Consider the following 12,697-nt stretch of genomic DNA (forward strand, 5'->3'; position numbering starts at 1 on the left):
ACGGGAGGCGCCAGGCCGCCAGTCGTCCGTTACGCGGCTCCCGTCGCCGTGCTTCCGCCCGCGAGGCGGTCGCCGATGGCTCGGAGCCCGGCGAGGTCGTGCACATCGCCGGGCAGCGCCGCCACCTCGGCCACCGGCACCTCGGGATGGAGCGCGGTGAAGCGGTCGCGGGTGCGCTGCTCGCGCTTGAGCACCTGCATACGTTCGGCATGCAGGTACAGCAGACCGGCCGTCAGCTGATTCACCGACGGCGCCTCAGGTGTCTGCGCCTGTGTCTTTCTATGAGTCTGTGTCTGTGATTCTGTTTCCTGGTACGGGAGTTGCGTGGAGCTGGGCGGCTCCATCTGCGGCTCGGACGTGTGGGGTGCCTCGGGAGCGTCGGCGTCGGGAGAGGAGCCCGCGGGGGCAGCGGCCTCACGCACACCATTCTTCCCGTGGCTCTGATCCACAATGCGACCCTCTTCAAGATTTTCCGCGGCGGCCCGCGCCCGCTCGGCCGACAGCCTTGCGGCGCCGCTGCCGTGCACGCGGTTGAGGACCAGACCCGCCAGCGGCATCTCCTCGGCAGCCAGCCGCTCCACGAAGTACGCCGCCTCGCGCAGCGCGTCCCGCTCCGGCGCCGCGACCACCAGGAACGCCGTGCCGGGCGCCTGGAGCAGCTTGTACGTCGCGTCCGCGCGCGTACGGAAACCGCCGAACATCGTGTCCATCGCCGCCACGAACGTCTGCACGTCGCGCAGGAATTGGCCGCCGAGCAGCTTCCCCAGCGTGCCGGTCATCATCGACATCCCGACGTTCAGGAACTTCATCCCCGCCCGGCCGCCCATCTTCGCCGGGGCCATCAGCAGCCGGATGAACTTGCCGTCCAGGAACGAGCCCAGGCGCTTCGGCGCGTCCAGGAAGTCCAGCGCGGAGCGCGACGGCGGGGTGTCGACGACGATCAGATCCCACTCGTCGCGGGCCCGCAGCTGCCCCAGCTTCTCCATCGCCATGTACTCCTGCGTGCCCGCGAAACCGGCCGACAGGGACTGGTAGAAGGGGTTCTCCAGGATGGCGCGGGCCCGGTCCTGGTCCGCGTGCGCCTCGACGATCTCGTCGAAGGTGCGCTTCATGTCGAGCATCATCGCGTGCAGTTCACCGCCGCCCTCGATGCCCTTGACCTGCCGCGGGCTGTTGTCGAGCGAGTCGATGCCCATGGACTGGGCGAGCCTGCGTGCCGGGTCGATGGTCAGCACGACCACCTTGCGGCCACGCTCCGCCGCCCGTACGCCGAGAGCCGCCGCTGTCGTGGTCTTGCCGACGCCGCCGGAGCCGCAGCAGACGATGATGCGGGTCTCCGGGTCGTCCAGCAGCGGATCGACTTCGAGCGGGGCCGCCGCCGGGTCCAGAGTCATCAGGCCTCCCCGAGATTCCGTAGCTCCCCCGCCAGGCGGTACAGACCGGCGAGGTCCATTCCCTCGCCGATCAGGGGGAGTTCGTACGTGGGCAGCCCCAGCTTCGCCAGGACGGCCCGCTGCTCGCGCTCAAGCTCCACGCGCTGGGCGTGCTCGGCGGCCTGCTCCAGGAGCGGGCCCACGAGCTTCGTGGGCGCGCTCACCCCGGCCGCCGCGAGCGCCTTGGTGACCTCCTTACGACGGTCACCCGCCACGCCGTTGACCGCCTCCTCGTCGAGGACGTGCGGGCGCACCATGTTCACGATCACCTTGCCGACGGGCAGTTCGGCGGCACGCAGCTCACCGATGCCGTCCGCGGTCTCCTGGACCGGCATCTCCTCAAGAAGGGTGACCAGGTGTACGGCGGTGCCCGGCGACTTGAGCACCCGCATGACCGCCTGCGCCTGGTTGTGTATCGGCCCTATCTTGGCGAGTCCGGCCACCTCGTCGTTCACGTTCAGGAAGCGCGTGATGCGGCCGGTGGGAGGCGCGTCCATCACGACGTAGTCGTAGGCGAACCGGCCCTGCTTGTCCCGGCGGCGTACGGCCTCGCACGCCTTGCCGGTCAGCAGCACGTCCCGGACGCCCGGCGCGATGGTGGTGGCGAAGTCGATGGCGCCGAGCTTCTTGAGGGCGCGGCCCGCGCTGCCGAGCTTGTAGAACATCTGGAGGTAGTCGAGGAGCGCGCGCTCCGCGTCGATGGCCAGCGCGTGCACCTCGCCGCCGCCCGGGGCGACGGCGATTTTCCGTTCCTCGTAAGGAAGCGCCTCCGTTTCGAAGAGCTGTGCGATGCCTTGTCTGCCCTCGACCTCTACAAGGAGGGTGCGTTTGCCCTCTGTCGCGAGGGCGAGCGCGAGGGCCGCGGCGACCGTCGTCTTACCGGTGCCGCCCTTGCCGCTGACGACCTGGAGCCTGCTCACACATTCGAGCCTAACCAGTCGGGCCGCGGGCTACGCACGAGGTGGTGCACGGGCGCCCTTCGAGGTCGTCCACGGGTTCCTCACACGGTCGTCACGGAGCCGTACGCGGACTTCGTACAAGGTCGTCCACGGGCTCTGTACGAGGTCGTCGCGCGGTGCCGATACAGTCGGCCCATGACGAAGTGGGAATACGCGACGGTGCCGCTGCTCGTACACGCGACGAAGCAGATTCTGGACACCTGGGGCGAGGACGGCTGGGAGCTGGTTCAGGTCATTCCGGGGCCGAACAACCCCGAGCAGTTGGTGGCCTATCTGAAGCGAGAGAAGTCCGCGTGAGCGGCGTGGTCGAGGCGGCTCTCGCCGAACTGGGGCTGACGGTTCCGCAGGTAGTACCGCCGCTGGCGGCGTATCAACCGGCCGTGCGGTCCGGCGTGTACGTCTACACGGCGGGGCAGCTCCCGATGGTGGACGGCAAGCTTCCGGTGACCGGCAAGGTCGGTGCCGAGGTGACGCCCGAGGAGGCGAAGGACCTCGCCCGCGTCTGCGCGCTCAACGCGCTGGCCGCCGTGAAGTCCGTCGCCGGCGACCTGGACCGCGTCGCGCGCGTGGTGAAGGTCGTCGGGTTCGTCGCCTCCGCCTCGGACTTCACGGGCCAGCCCGCCGTCCTCAACGGGGCGAGCGAGCTGTTCGGCCAGGTCTTCGGCGACAAGGGCGTGCACGCGCGCAGCGCGGTGGGCGTCGCCGTCCTGCCGCTGGACGCCCCCGTCGAGGTCGAGATCCAGGTGGAGCTGGTCGCGGACTGACCCGTCCGCGTCCGCCGAAGTGACTCTCGAACATCGCCGGGGAAGCCCGTAGCATCCCGGCATGTCCAATGGTCAGTGGTTCCCGCCCGAGTGGTCCGGACGCATCCGCGCGCTCGCCCTGGGCGAGCTGAGCGTCGCCCCCGCACGGCGGGCCGCGACCGTGATGCTGCTGCGCGATGCCATCGAAGGGTCCGCCGCGCCCTCCGTGTCCGACGGACCCTCCGTACATATGCTGCGCCGACGCACCTCCATGGCCTTCGCCGGAGGTGCGTACGCCTATCCGGGCGGTGGCGTCGACCCGCGCGACGACGACCGGCTCGTCCGCTGGGCTGGGCCGGGGCGCGACGTATGGGCGCGGCGGCTCGGCGTGGACGCCGCGTCCGCGCAGGCCATCGTCTGCGCGGCGGTGCGCGAGACGTACGAGGAGGCCGGGGTCCTGCTGGCCGGCGAGACGGCCGAGACCGTCGTCGGGGACACCACGGGAGACGACTGGGAGGCCGACCGGGCCGCTCTCGTGGACCGTGAGCTGTCCTTCGCGGAGTTCCTGGACCGGCGCGGGCTGACGCTGCGCAGCGATCTGCTGGGGGCGTGGACCCGGTGGATCACCCCGGAGTTCGAGCCCAAGCGGTACGACACCTGGTTCTTCGTGGCCGTGCTGCCGGCCGGGCAGCGTACGCGCAACGCTTCTACAGAGGCCGACCGTACGGTGTGGATCCGGCCCTCCGAGGCCGCCCTCGGATACGACAAGGGCGAGCTGCTGATGATGCCGCCCACCGTGGCGACGCTGCGCCAGCTCCAGGAGTACGGCTCCGCCGCCGAGGCGCTTCTGGCCGCCGAGGGACGGGATCTCGCGCCCGTGCTGGCCAGGCCGAGAGTGGAGGGCGACGAGGTGGTGCTCAGCTGGCCGGGCCAGGACGAGTTCACCAAGCGCGTACCGCTGGCGGGTGGCGACCGATGACCGACGCGGCGGCCCTGCCGGGACAGCCGCGCGGAGGCGTCCTCTCGGGCGCCGCGACGGCCCGCGCGGTCAACGTGCTCGCGCCCAACGCGTCGGCGATGACCCTCGACGGCACGAACACCTGGATCGTCTCCGAGCCGGACTCCGAGCTCGCGGTCGTGATCGATCCCGGCCCGCTCGACGAGGGCCATCTGCGGGCGGTCGTCGCCACCGCCGAGCGAGCGGGCAAGCGCGTCGCGCTGACCCTCCTCACCCACGGTCACCCGGACCACGCGGAGGGCGCTGCGCGTTTCGCCGAGCTGACGCGTACGCCCGTACGGGCCCTGGACCCGGCCCTGCGCCTCGGTGACGAGGGGCTGGCCGCCGGTGACGTCGTCACGGAGGGCGGTCTTGAGCTGCGTGTCGTGGCCACGCCGGGGCACACCTCCGACTCCCTCTGCTTCCATCTGCCGGCCGACCGCGCGGTGCTGACGGGCGACACGATCCTCGGCCGCGGGACGACGATGGTGGCCCACCCGGACGGCAGGCTCGGCGATTACGTGGACTCGCTGCGGCGGCTGCGCTCCCTGACCGTCGACGACGGCGTCCATACGGTGCTGCCGGGCCACGGGCCCGTACTGGAGGACGCCCAGGGCGCGGTGGAGTACTACCTCGCGCACCGCGCGAGCCGGCTCGCGCAGGTCGAGACGGCGGTGGAGGACGGCTACCGCTCGGCGGCGGAGATCGTGGCGCATGTGTACGGAGGCAGTGGCGTGGACCGGTCCCTGTGGCCGGCGGCGGAGCTTTCGGTGCGGGCGCAGCTGGAGTACCTGCGGGAGCACGGGCTGATCTCCGGGCCGTGAAACCGCTGAGCGCGAGCAGGGCCGGCTCGCGGGGGTTCGTCGGGCTCGCGGCGGCATGCGGAAGGCCGCCCGGCTCGCGGGGAGCGGGGCGGCCTTCACGGGGTCGTACAGCGGCGTCGGACGGGCGGCGTCGCGTCCGTCCCGGTCAGCGCGAGCGCTTCGCGAGGCGTTCGACGTCCAGCAAGATCACCGCGCGGGCCTCCAGACGCAGCCAGCCGCGCTGGGCGAAGTCGGCGAGCGCCTTGTTGACCGTCTCGCGGGACGCGCCGACCAGCTGGGCCAGCTCCTCCTGCGTGAGGTCGTGGACGACATGGATGCCCTCCTCCGACTGCACGCCGAAGCGGCGCGACAGGTCGAGGAGCGCGCGGGCGACACGGCCCGGCACGTCGGAGAAGACCAGGTCGGACATCTGGTCGTTCGTCTTGCGCAGGCGCCGCGCGACGGCGCGCAGCAGCGCCGTGGCCACCTCGGGGCGGGCGTTCAGCCAGGGCTGGAGGTCGCCGTGGCCGAGGCCGAGGAGCTTGACCTCGGTGAGGGCGCTGGCGGTGGCGGTACGGGGGCCCGGGTCGAAGAGCGACAGCTCGCCGATCAGTTCGCCGGGGCCGAGGACGGCCAGCATGTTCTCCCGGCCGTCGGGGGAGGTGCGGTGCAGTTTGACCTTGCCCTCGGTGACCACATAGAGGCGGTCGCCGGGATCGCCTTCGTGGAACAGCGCGTCGCCACGGGCGAGCGTCGTCTCACTCATCGAGGCGCGGAGCTCCGCGGCCTGCTCGTCATCGAGCGCCGCGAAGAGCGGGGCGCGTCGTAGAACGTCGTCCACGAAATCTCTCCTTGTCGACCTGCTCAGGGGACCATCGGTCCCATGATGCCGGACGTGCTGCCTGTTCACGGGTGGCTCGGGCCGGCGGCGACTCTGTCTCCGTACCGGTCACCCGTTGTCGAAAACGTGCGATCAGTCACAAGTTTGACGCACAGCGGCCCCGGACCGTGCCCCGGGGCCCGATTCGGGTGGTCATCGGCCGGGGCCGCGCCGGATGTCAGTGCCGGGCTCTAGGCTGGCCGGGTGTCCAACTCGCCGGTGAGAGGGCAGGCCAAGGGAGCTGGAAGAGTGTCACCGAAGCAGAATTCCGCTGTGGGCGAACAGCCTTCCGCGAAGTCGAAAAAAGTTACAAAAGCCGTAAAACGCTCAAGCGTGAAGCCTGCGAGCACGGAACCCGCGAGCACCGAGCCCGCAGGCGGCAGCAAGCGGCCCAAGAACGGCAAGCCGGAGTCCCGCCTCGCGATGGTCCGGCGGGCCCGCCGGATAAACCGTGAGCTGGCCGACGTGTATCCGTACGCCCACCCGGAGCTGGACTTCCGCGACCCCTTCGAGCTGCTTGTCGCCACGGTCCTGTCCGCCCAGACGACGGACCTGCGCGTCAACCAGACGACGCCCGCGCTCTTCGCGAAGTATCCGACCCCCGAGGACATGGCCGCCGCCGTGCCCGAGGAGCTGGAAGAGGTCATCCGCCCCACCGGGTTCTTCCGCGCCAAGGCGAGGTCCCTCATAGGGCTGTCGACGGCGATCCGTGACCGTTACGACGGCGAGGTGCCCGGCAGACTGAAGGACCTCGTGACGCTGCCCGGCGTCGGCCGCAAGACGGCCAATGTGGTGTTGGGCAACGCTTTCGGCGTCCCCGGCCTGACGGTCGACACCCACTTCGGCCGGCTCGTCCGCCGCTGGAAGTGGACCGACCAGGAGGACCCCGAGAAGGTCGAGGCGGAGATCGCCGCGATCTTCCCCAAGAGCGAGTGGACGATGCTCTCGCACCGGATCATCTTCCACGGACGCCGGATCTGCCACTCACGTAAACCCGCCTGCGGCGCCTGCCCGATCGCCCACCTCTGCCCCTCCTACGGAGAAGGCGAGACGGACCCGGAGAAGGCCAAGAAGCTGCTCAAGTACGAGTTGGGCGGCTATCCGGGACAGCGGCTCTCCCCGCCGCCGGACTATCCGGGCAAGCCCGCACCGCCCCTCGGCACTCCCGCCGGGGCCGAATGAGTGCCCGCGCGGTGCCGCTGGAACGATCCGGGCGGCAGTGGGCGTTGTACGGCGGGGGTGCCGATGACACGGACTGACACGCATGACGCACGGACCGCAAGCACCGCACGCACACCGCGTGCCGCACGAAGCCACGACGAAGCTGTGACCGACGTCCCCGTCACCGCCGAAGGCCTGCCCGACTGGCTGGCCCCGGTGGTGCACGCCATGCGGACGGTGGCGCCGGAGCAGCTGAGCCGCTTCCTGCCGCCCAAGAACGGCGTCGGGCGGCAGTCCGCCGTTCTCATCCTCTTCGGCGAGGGCGAACACGGCCCCGAGCTGCTGCTGATGGAGCGGGCCAGCACCCTGCGCTCGCACGCCGGCCAGGCCTCCTTCCCCGGCGGCGCCCTCGACGCCGAGGACGGCGATCCGGCGACCACGGGACCGTTGCGCGCCGCGCTGCGGGAGGCCGAGGAGGAGACCGGGCTCGACCCCGCCGGCGTCCAGCTCTTCGGCGTGCTGCCCAGGCTCTACATCCCGGTGAGCGAGTTCGTGGTGACGCCGGTGCTCGGCTGGTGGCACACCCCCACCCCGGTCGGCGCCGTCGATCCCGCCGAGACGGCACGGGTCTTCGCCGTGCCCGTGGCGGATCTCACGGACCCGGCCAACCGCGTCATGGCCACGCACCCGAGCGGCATCAACAGTCCCGCGTTCACGGTCTCCTCGGCGCTCGTCTGGGGCTTCACAGCTGGGGTGATCGACCGCATTCTGCACTTCTCGGGCTGGGAGCGCCCCTGGGACCGCACGAAGAAGGTCCCGCTCGACGGGCGCACATGACAGGCTTGCCCAATCGCTGTCCCGACCCGGTGGTACGGCGTCGACAGTGATTCCGCCGCAGGCCCGGACCCCCGCCCGCCGGGGCGTCGGGCGATGAATCAGCGAGGCTAGCGAGGCTATTGACAGTGAACGTGCTGGACATCCTGCTGCTGGTCGCCGCCGTGTGGTTCGCGATCGTGGGCTACCGCCAGGGCTTCGTCGTGGGCATCCTGTCGGTGATCGGATTCCTCGGCGGCGGTCTCGTCGCGGTCTATCTGCTCCCGGTGCTCTGGGACCAGATCACCGAGGAGGCCGAGGTCACGACGACGGCCACGGTCGTCGCCGTCGTCGTCGTGATCGTGTGCGCCTCCGTAGGACAGGCCTTCACCACGCACCTCGGCAACAAGCTCCGCCGCTACATCACCTGGTCACCGGCGCGCGCCGTGGACGCCACGGGCGGCGCGCTGGTCAATGTCGTCGCCATGCTGCTGGTCGCCTGGCTGATCGGCTCCGCCCTGGCCGGGACCTCGCTGCCGACGCTCGGCAAGGAGGTCCGTAACTCGAAGGTGCTGCTCGGCGTCTCGCGGGTGATGCCCGGTCAGACGGCGACCTGGTTCACGGGCTTCTCCTCCGTCCTCGCCGAGAAGGGGTTCCCGCAGGTCTTCAGCCCGTTCGCGAACGAGCCGATCACCGCGGTCGACCCACCGGACCCGGCGCTCGTCGGCAGCCCTGTCGCCGCCCGCGCGCAGCGCTCCATCGTCAAGGTGGTCGGTACGGCGCAGAGCTGCGGCAAAGTCCTCGAAGGCACCGGCTTCGTCTTCGCCGAGCGCCGCGTGATGACCAACGCCCACGTCGTGGGCGGCGTGGACGAGCCCACGGTCCAGATAGGCGGCGAGGGGCGGCTGTACGACGCGAAGGTCGTCCTCTACGACTGGGAGCGGGACATCGCCGTCCTGGACGTGCCCGACCTGCGGGCGCCCGTGCTCCAGTTCACCGACCGGGACGCGCGCAGCGGCGACAGCGCGATCGTCGCCGGCTTCCCGGAGAACGGTGCGTACGACGTCCGCTCGGCCCGTGTCCGGGGCCGTATCGACGCCAACGGGCCGGACATCTACCGCCGCGGCGAGGTCCGGCGCGACGTCTACTCGCTCTTCGCGACCGTCCGCCAGGGCAACTCCGGCGGCCCGCTGCTCACCCCCGACGGCAAGGTGTACGGCGTGATCTTCGCCAGGTCGCTCGACGACCCGAACACGGGATACGCCCTGACGGCGGACGAGATCCGCGAGGACATCAAGCGGGGCCGCACCGCCAACCAGCAGGTCGACAGCCAGGGATGCGCGCTCTAAAGGCCTGAACGCCGGCGCCGGAGGAACGAGGACGGGCCGGACCAGAAGATCCTGGTCCGGCCCGGCTCCGTCCTCCGTCTCGCTTCCGCTGATCCTGATCGTGACCGTGATCGTGGTTCTGAACCTGATACTGATCGTGATCCGGTTCCGCCGTGCCTAGCTGCGCGGATGCCGCAGCCGTGCCGAGACCCAACGGGCCCTTCGGCGGAGAATCAGTGGAATTCCGAGCCGGAGATCATGGCCCCGATCTTTCGGGCCGCCCCTCTCGTGGGTGATCGGCACAGAGGCCGAGCGGCGGTTGCGTGCTGCGTCACCGTAGTCGTGCGTCCAGCCCATACACGGACGTTTGCCCGGGGCCCATGGTCGGTAATCGCCCATGCGTCGGCCAATTGGCCTATGCGTCAGGCAATTGGCTGTTCGTCGTACAAGTGTTCCTGGGGGTGCGTCCGATCCGACGAACGCGGCGCTGATCAGCGGTCGGGCTCGGGATCCTTGAGCCAGTTGACGAGTTCCGTGGAGAAAGCGACGGGGTCCTCCTCCTGTGGGAAATGGCCAAGCCCGTCGAACAGCCGCCAGCGGTACGGCGCTTCGACGTACTCGGCGGACCCGGCCGTACTGCGCGTACGCATCGCCGGATCGAGCGACCCGTGCAGCTGGAGGGTCGGCACCCGCACCGGCCGCCTCATCCGCCGGTTGAACTGGATCCCGTCCGGCCGCGCCATCGACCGCACCATCCAGCGGTACGGCTCGATCGAGCAGTGCGCCGTCGAGGGGATGGTCATCGCCCGCCGGTAGATGTCGAGCGTCTTGTCGTCGGGCGGCTGCGGCCCCGACCAGTCGCGGATCAGCTCGCCCACCAACGCCCCGTCGTCGGCGACGAGCTGACGCTCCGGCAGCCATGGCCGCTGGAAGCCCCAGATGTAGGAGCCGGCCCTGCTCTGCGAGAAGTCCGACAGCATCGCGGAGCGCCAGCGGCGCGGGTGCGGCATCGACGACACGACGAGGCGGCGCACCAGCTTCGGCCGCATCACGGCCGCGGTCCAGGCGAGATACCCGCCGAGGTCGTGCCCGACGAGCGCGGCGTCCGGCTCGCCGAGCGAGCGCACCACACCGGTGATGTCGAGCGCCAGATTGGCGGGGTCGTAACCCCGAGGCGTACGGTCGCTGCCGCCCACGCCCCGCAGGTCCATCGCGACGGCCCGGTACCCGGCCTCGGCGAGCGCGGGCAGCTGGTGCCGCCAGGTCCACCAGAACTGCGGGAAGCCGTGCAGCAGCAGCACCAGCGGCCCGTCGCCCATCTCGGCGATGTGGAAGCGTGCCCCGTTGGCCGCCACGTCCCGGTGCGTCCAGGGACCGTCGAGGCGTACATCGGCCGCGACGGTCGCCGCGGTCGCTCCGGATACCGTCGCGCCGGGTACAGCCGCTCCAGGAACAGCGCCAGGAACAGCGCCAGGAACAGCGCCGGAAACGGTCGCGCCGGGAACGCTGCCTGAGGTGGTGCCAGGGCCGTTTTCTGGGGCGGTCATGCAGACGAGCGTGCCACAGTCTTGTCCGCCTCATGGACCGGGCGCGGATGCGGTTTGACGGTCTGGAGGACGGCGGCGCTCTGCTTGGCGGACGCGATGGTCTTCTCCGGCGGCTTGACCTTCTTGAACTTCCGCATGGCGATCAGCCCCAGCAGTCCCGCCAGGAGCAGGAACGCTCCTCCCACGATCAGGAACGACCACGCCAGCCCCAGGCCCCAGTTGTGGATCCCGTACGCGGCGGCGAAGCTCAGCACCGGCAGCGAGAAGAGCGCGAACACCGCCGCGATGCCGATCGCGGCGCTGCCCGTCACGCCCCGTTTGACGTCCTCCCGCAGCTCCGCCTTGGCCAGTGCGATCTCGTCGTGCACCAGCGCGGACACCTCCGCGGTCGCCGATGAGACCAGCTGGCCGAGACTGCGGTCACCGTTGACCCGGACGGCCGGCACGGCGTCCGGAACGGCATCGGCAGTGGCGGTGCTGACGGCGGCATGGCTGCCGGGGTCGCTCATCGTTGACTCCCTCGTTTCGGCTGAGCTCTCGCAGATCCGGGATTTCCTCCGGCTCGGCGCCTTCAGATCATGCCGGATGTCACATCAGTGTCGGATGTCAGATCATGCCGGACCGGCGCCGTCCTCGCGCGTCGCTGCGGCGTGTTCCGCCAACCGGCGGTGCTCGGCCGCCTTCCCCTCGTAGATGGCCGCCATTCTCAGGTGGTACTCCGGATCGTCCTGCTCGTAGACGTCGGGAATGCCGCTCATGTCCTCGTCACGCTCCTCGGCCTCGTACAGCGCCCGGTACGTACGGACCCGAAGCCGCAGCAGTACGGCGGCGAATACGGCGGCGATCAGCGAACCTGTGAGGACGGCCGCCTTCACCTCGTCCGTCAGCCCGGGATCGTCGCTGAAGGCGAGTTCGCCGATGAGCAGCGAGACGGTGAAGCCGATCCCGGCGAGGGTCGACAGGGCCAGGATGTCGGGCCAGGTCAGATCCTCGTTCAGTTCCGCACGGGTGAAGCGCGCGGCCAGCCAGGTGCCGCCGAAGATGCCGAGAGCCTTGCCCACGACGAGCCCCAGGACCACGCCCAGCGTCTCCGGCCGGGTGAAGACGTCGGCCAGCGCACCGCCGCTGACCGAGACGCCCGCCGAGAAGAGCGCGAACAGCGGCACGGCGAGACCGGCCGACAGCGGGCGCACGAGATGTTCGATGTGCTCGCCGGGGGACTGCTCCTCGCCCTCGTGCCTGACGCAGCGGAGCATCAGGCCCATCGCGACACCGGCGACGGTGGCGTGGACCCCGCTGTTGTACATCAGGCCCCAGATGACGAGGGCCAGCGGGACGTACACGTACCAGCCGTGCACGCCCTTCCTGAGGAGGAGCCAGAAGACGGCGAGCGCGGCGAAGGCGCCGGCCAGGGCCAGCAGGTCGATGTCGCTGGTGAAGAAGATCGCGATGATCAGGATCGCGAAGAGGTCGTCCACGACGGCGAGGGTGAGCAGGAAGGCGCGCAGCGCGGACGGCAGCGAGGTGCCGAGGACGGCGAGTACGGCGAGCGCGAAGGCGATGTCGGTGGCCGTGGGGACCGCCCAGCCGCCCAGGGATCCGCCGCCCACCACGTTGACCAGCACATAGACGAGGGCGGGCACGGCCATGCCGCAGAGCGCGGCGATCACGGGGAGGGCGGCGGCCTTCGGGTCGCGCAGCTCTCCGGCCACCAGCTCGCGCTTCAGTTCGATGCCGGCGACGAAGAAGAAGACGGCGAGCAGTCCGTCGGCGGCCCAGTGCTGGATCGAGAGGTCCAGGCCGAGGGAGGCCGGGCCCAGATGGAAGTCGCTCACGGTCGTGTAGCTCTCGCTGAGCGGGGTGTTCGCCCAGATCAGCGCGGCGATCGCGGCTACCAGGAGCAGGACACCACCGACGGTCTCGGTGCGCAGCGCGCTCGCGAGATATGTCCGCTCGGGCAGTGGCAGGCGTCCGAGAAAGGTGCGCGGGGTGGCCATGTGGAGCGTCCTCCGGTCGGTTCGGCGGGCATGACT

General features: G+C 70.5%; 14 protein-coding genes. 7 read left to right on the forward strand and 7 right to left on the reverse strand.

Annotated features, from left to right (window positions below):
• Positions 1 to 29 precede the first annotated feature (29 nt).
• Together ACIBLA_RS07235 and ACIBLA_RS07240 are read right to left on the reverse strand one after the other, a co-directional pair.
• Positions 30 to 1,394: an ArsA family ATPase gene (locus ACIBLA_RS07235; protein ID WP_399198029.1), complete on the reverse strand. Its 1,365-nt coding sequence runs from the start codon at positions 1,392 to 1,394 to the stop codon at positions 30 to 32.
• The gene (locus ACIBLA_RS07240) at positions 1,394 to 2,353 is read right to left on the reverse strand and encodes an ArsA-related P-loop ATPase (RefSeq protein ID WP_363244391.1); all 960 of its coding nucleotides are present in this window, start codon (positions 2,351 to 2,353) and stop codon (positions 1,394 to 1,396) included. Before ACIBLA_RS07240 ends, ACIBLA_RS07235 begins: the two co-directional genes overlap by 1 nt.
• A gap of 174 nt (positions 2,354 to 2,527) precedes the next feature.
• On the opposite strand from ACIBLA_RS07240, the gene ACIBLA_RS07245 reads away from it, so the two are divergent.
• The 4 genes from ACIBLA_RS07245 to ACIBLA_RS07260 all read left to right on the forward strand — a co-directional run bounded on the left by ACIBLA_RS07245 (position 2,528) and on the right by ACIBLA_RS07260 (position 4,956).
• Positions 2,528 to 2,689: a DUF4177 domain-containing protein gene (locus ACIBLA_RS07245; protein ID WP_023539689.1), complete on the forward strand. Its 162-nt coding sequence runs from the start codon at positions 2,528 to 2,530 to the stop codon at positions 2,687 to 2,689.
• The gene (locus ACIBLA_RS07250) at positions 2,686 to 3,156 is read left to right on the forward strand and encodes a RidA family protein (RefSeq protein ID WP_399198030.1); all 471 of its coding nucleotides are present in this window, start codon (positions 2,686 to 2,688) and stop codon (positions 3,154 to 3,156) included. Before ACIBLA_RS07245 ends, ACIBLA_RS07250 begins: the two co-directional genes overlap by 4 nt.
• A 61-nt stretch (positions 3,157 to 3,217) precedes the next feature.
• Entirely contained in the window at positions 3,218 to 4,114 is an 897-nt protein-coding gene (locus ACIBLA_RS07255) for an NUDIX hydrolase (RefSeq protein WP_363244393.1), read from the forward strand.
• Complete coding sequence (locus ACIBLA_RS07260) at positions 4,111 to 4,956, forward strand: MBL fold metallo-hydrolase (RefSeq protein WP_363244394.1); 846 nt, start codon at positions 4,111 to 4,113, stop codon at positions 4,954 to 4,956. Before ACIBLA_RS07255 ends, ACIBLA_RS07260 begins: the two co-directional genes overlap by 4 nt.
• A 145-nt stretch (positions 4,957 to 5,101) precedes the next feature.
• Here the strand turns inward: ACIBLA_RS07260 and ACIBLA_RS07265 are convergent, their stop codons facing one another.
• A complete protein-coding gene (locus ACIBLA_RS07265; RefSeq protein WP_023539685.1) occupies positions 5,102 to 5,776 on the reverse strand; it encodes a Crp/Fnr family transcriptional regulator in 675 nt (224 codons plus the stop codon).
• A gap of 288 nt (positions 5,777 to 6,064) precedes the next feature.
• On the opposite strand from ACIBLA_RS07265, the gene nth reads away from it, so the two are divergent.
• The 3 genes from nth to ACIBLA_RS07280 all read left to right on the forward strand — a co-directional run bounded on the left by nth (position 6,065) and on the right by ACIBLA_RS07280 (position 9,138).
• A complete protein-coding gene (nth, locus tag ACIBLA_RS07270) occupies positions 6,065 to 6,997 on the forward strand; it encodes an endonuclease III (RefSeq protein ID WP_363244395.1) in 933 nt (310 codons plus the stop codon).
• A 63-nt stretch (positions 6,998 to 7,060) separates the two neighbouring features.
• Complete coding sequence (locus ACIBLA_RS07275; RefSeq protein WP_363244396.1) at positions 7,061 to 7,813, forward strand: CoA pyrophosphatase; 753 nt, start codon at positions 7,061 to 7,063, stop codon at positions 7,811 to 7,813.
• A 125-nt stretch (positions 7,814 to 7,938) separates the two neighbouring features.
• A complete protein-coding gene (locus ACIBLA_RS07280) occupies positions 7,939 to 9,138 on the forward strand; it encodes a MarP family serine protease (RefSeq protein WP_363244397.1) in 1,200 nt (399 codons plus the stop codon).
• A 156-nt stretch (positions 9,139 to 9,294) separates the two neighbouring features.
• Here ACIBLA_RS07280 and ACIBLA_RS07285 read toward each other — a convergent pair whose 3' ends face one another.
• From ACIBLA_RS07285 to nhaA, 4 genes are all read right to left on the reverse strand, one after another.
• Positions 9,295 to 9,474 carry a hypothetical protein gene (locus tag ACIBLA_RS07285; RefSeq protein WP_363244398.1) on the reverse strand — a complete coding sequence of 60 codons (180 nt, stop codon included), beginning with the start codon at positions 9,472 to 9,474 and terminating at the stop codon, positions 9,295 to 9,297.
• 134 nt (positions 9,475 to 9,608) lie between these two features.
• Complete coding sequence (locus ACIBLA_RS07290) at positions 9,609 to 10,664, reverse strand: alpha/beta fold hydrolase (RefSeq protein WP_399198031.1); 1,056 nt, start codon at positions 10,662 to 10,664, stop codon at positions 9,609 to 9,611.
• Positions 10,661 to 11,173, reverse strand: a complete 513-nt coding sequence (locus ACIBLA_RS07295; RefSeq protein ID WP_363244400.1) for a phage holin family protein — start codon at positions 11,171 to 11,173, stop codon at positions 10,661 to 10,663. The genes ACIBLA_RS07290 and ACIBLA_RS07295 overlap by 4 nt, the downstream gene beginning before the upstream one ends.
• 102 nt (positions 11,174 to 11,275) lie before the next feature.
• Positions 11,276 to 12,661: a Na+/H+ antiporter NhaA gene (nhaA, locus tag ACIBLA_RS07300; protein ID WP_363244401.1), complete on the reverse strand. Its 1,386-nt coding sequence runs from the start codon at positions 12,659 to 12,661 to the stop codon at positions 11,276 to 11,278.
• Between the last annotated feature and the right edge of the window lie 36 nt (positions 12,662 to 12,697).

This window comes from Streptomyces sp. NPDC050433, assembly GCF_044458565.1.
GTDB lineage: Bacteria > Actinomycetota > Actinomycetes > Streptomycetales > Streptomycetaceae > Streptomyces.

Coding starts and splice junctions, on each gene's coding strand:
- ACIBLA_RS07285 (WP_363244398.1), bottom strand. CDS start 9,474: ATGGGCTGGACGCACGACTACGGTGACGCAGCACGCAACCGCCGCTCG.
- ACIBLA_RS07235 (WP_399198029.1), bottom strand. CDS start 1,394: ATGACTCTGGACCCGGCGGCGGCCCCGCTCGAAGTCGATCCGCTGCTG.
- ACIBLA_RS07245 (WP_023539689.1), top strand. CDS start 2,528: ATGACGAAGTGGGAATACGCGACGGTGCCGCTGCTCGTACACGCGACG.
- ACIBLA_RS07295 (WP_363244400.1), bottom strand. CDS start 11,173: ATGAGCGACCCCGGCAGCCATGCCGCCGTCAGCACCGCCACTGCCGAT.
- nhaA (WP_363244401.1), bottom strand. CDS start 12,661: ATGGCCACCCCGCGCACCTTTCTCGGACGCCTGCCACTGCCCGAGCGG.
- ACIBLA_RS07290 (WP_399198031.1), bottom strand. CDS start 10,664: ATGACCGCCCCAGAAAACGGCCCTGGCACCACCTCAGGCAGCGTTCCC.
- ACIBLA_RS07255 (WP_363244393.1), top strand. CDS start 3,218: ATGTCCAATGGTCAGTGGTTCCCGCCCGAGTGGTCCGGACGCATCCGC.
- ACIBLA_RS07260 (WP_363244394.1), top strand. CDS start 4,111: ATGACCGACGCGGCGGCCCTGCCGGGACAGCCGCGCGGAGGCGTCCTC.
- ACIBLA_RS07275 (WP_363244396.1), top strand. CDS start 7,061: ATGACACGGACTGACACGCATGACGCACGGACCGCAAGCACCGCACGC.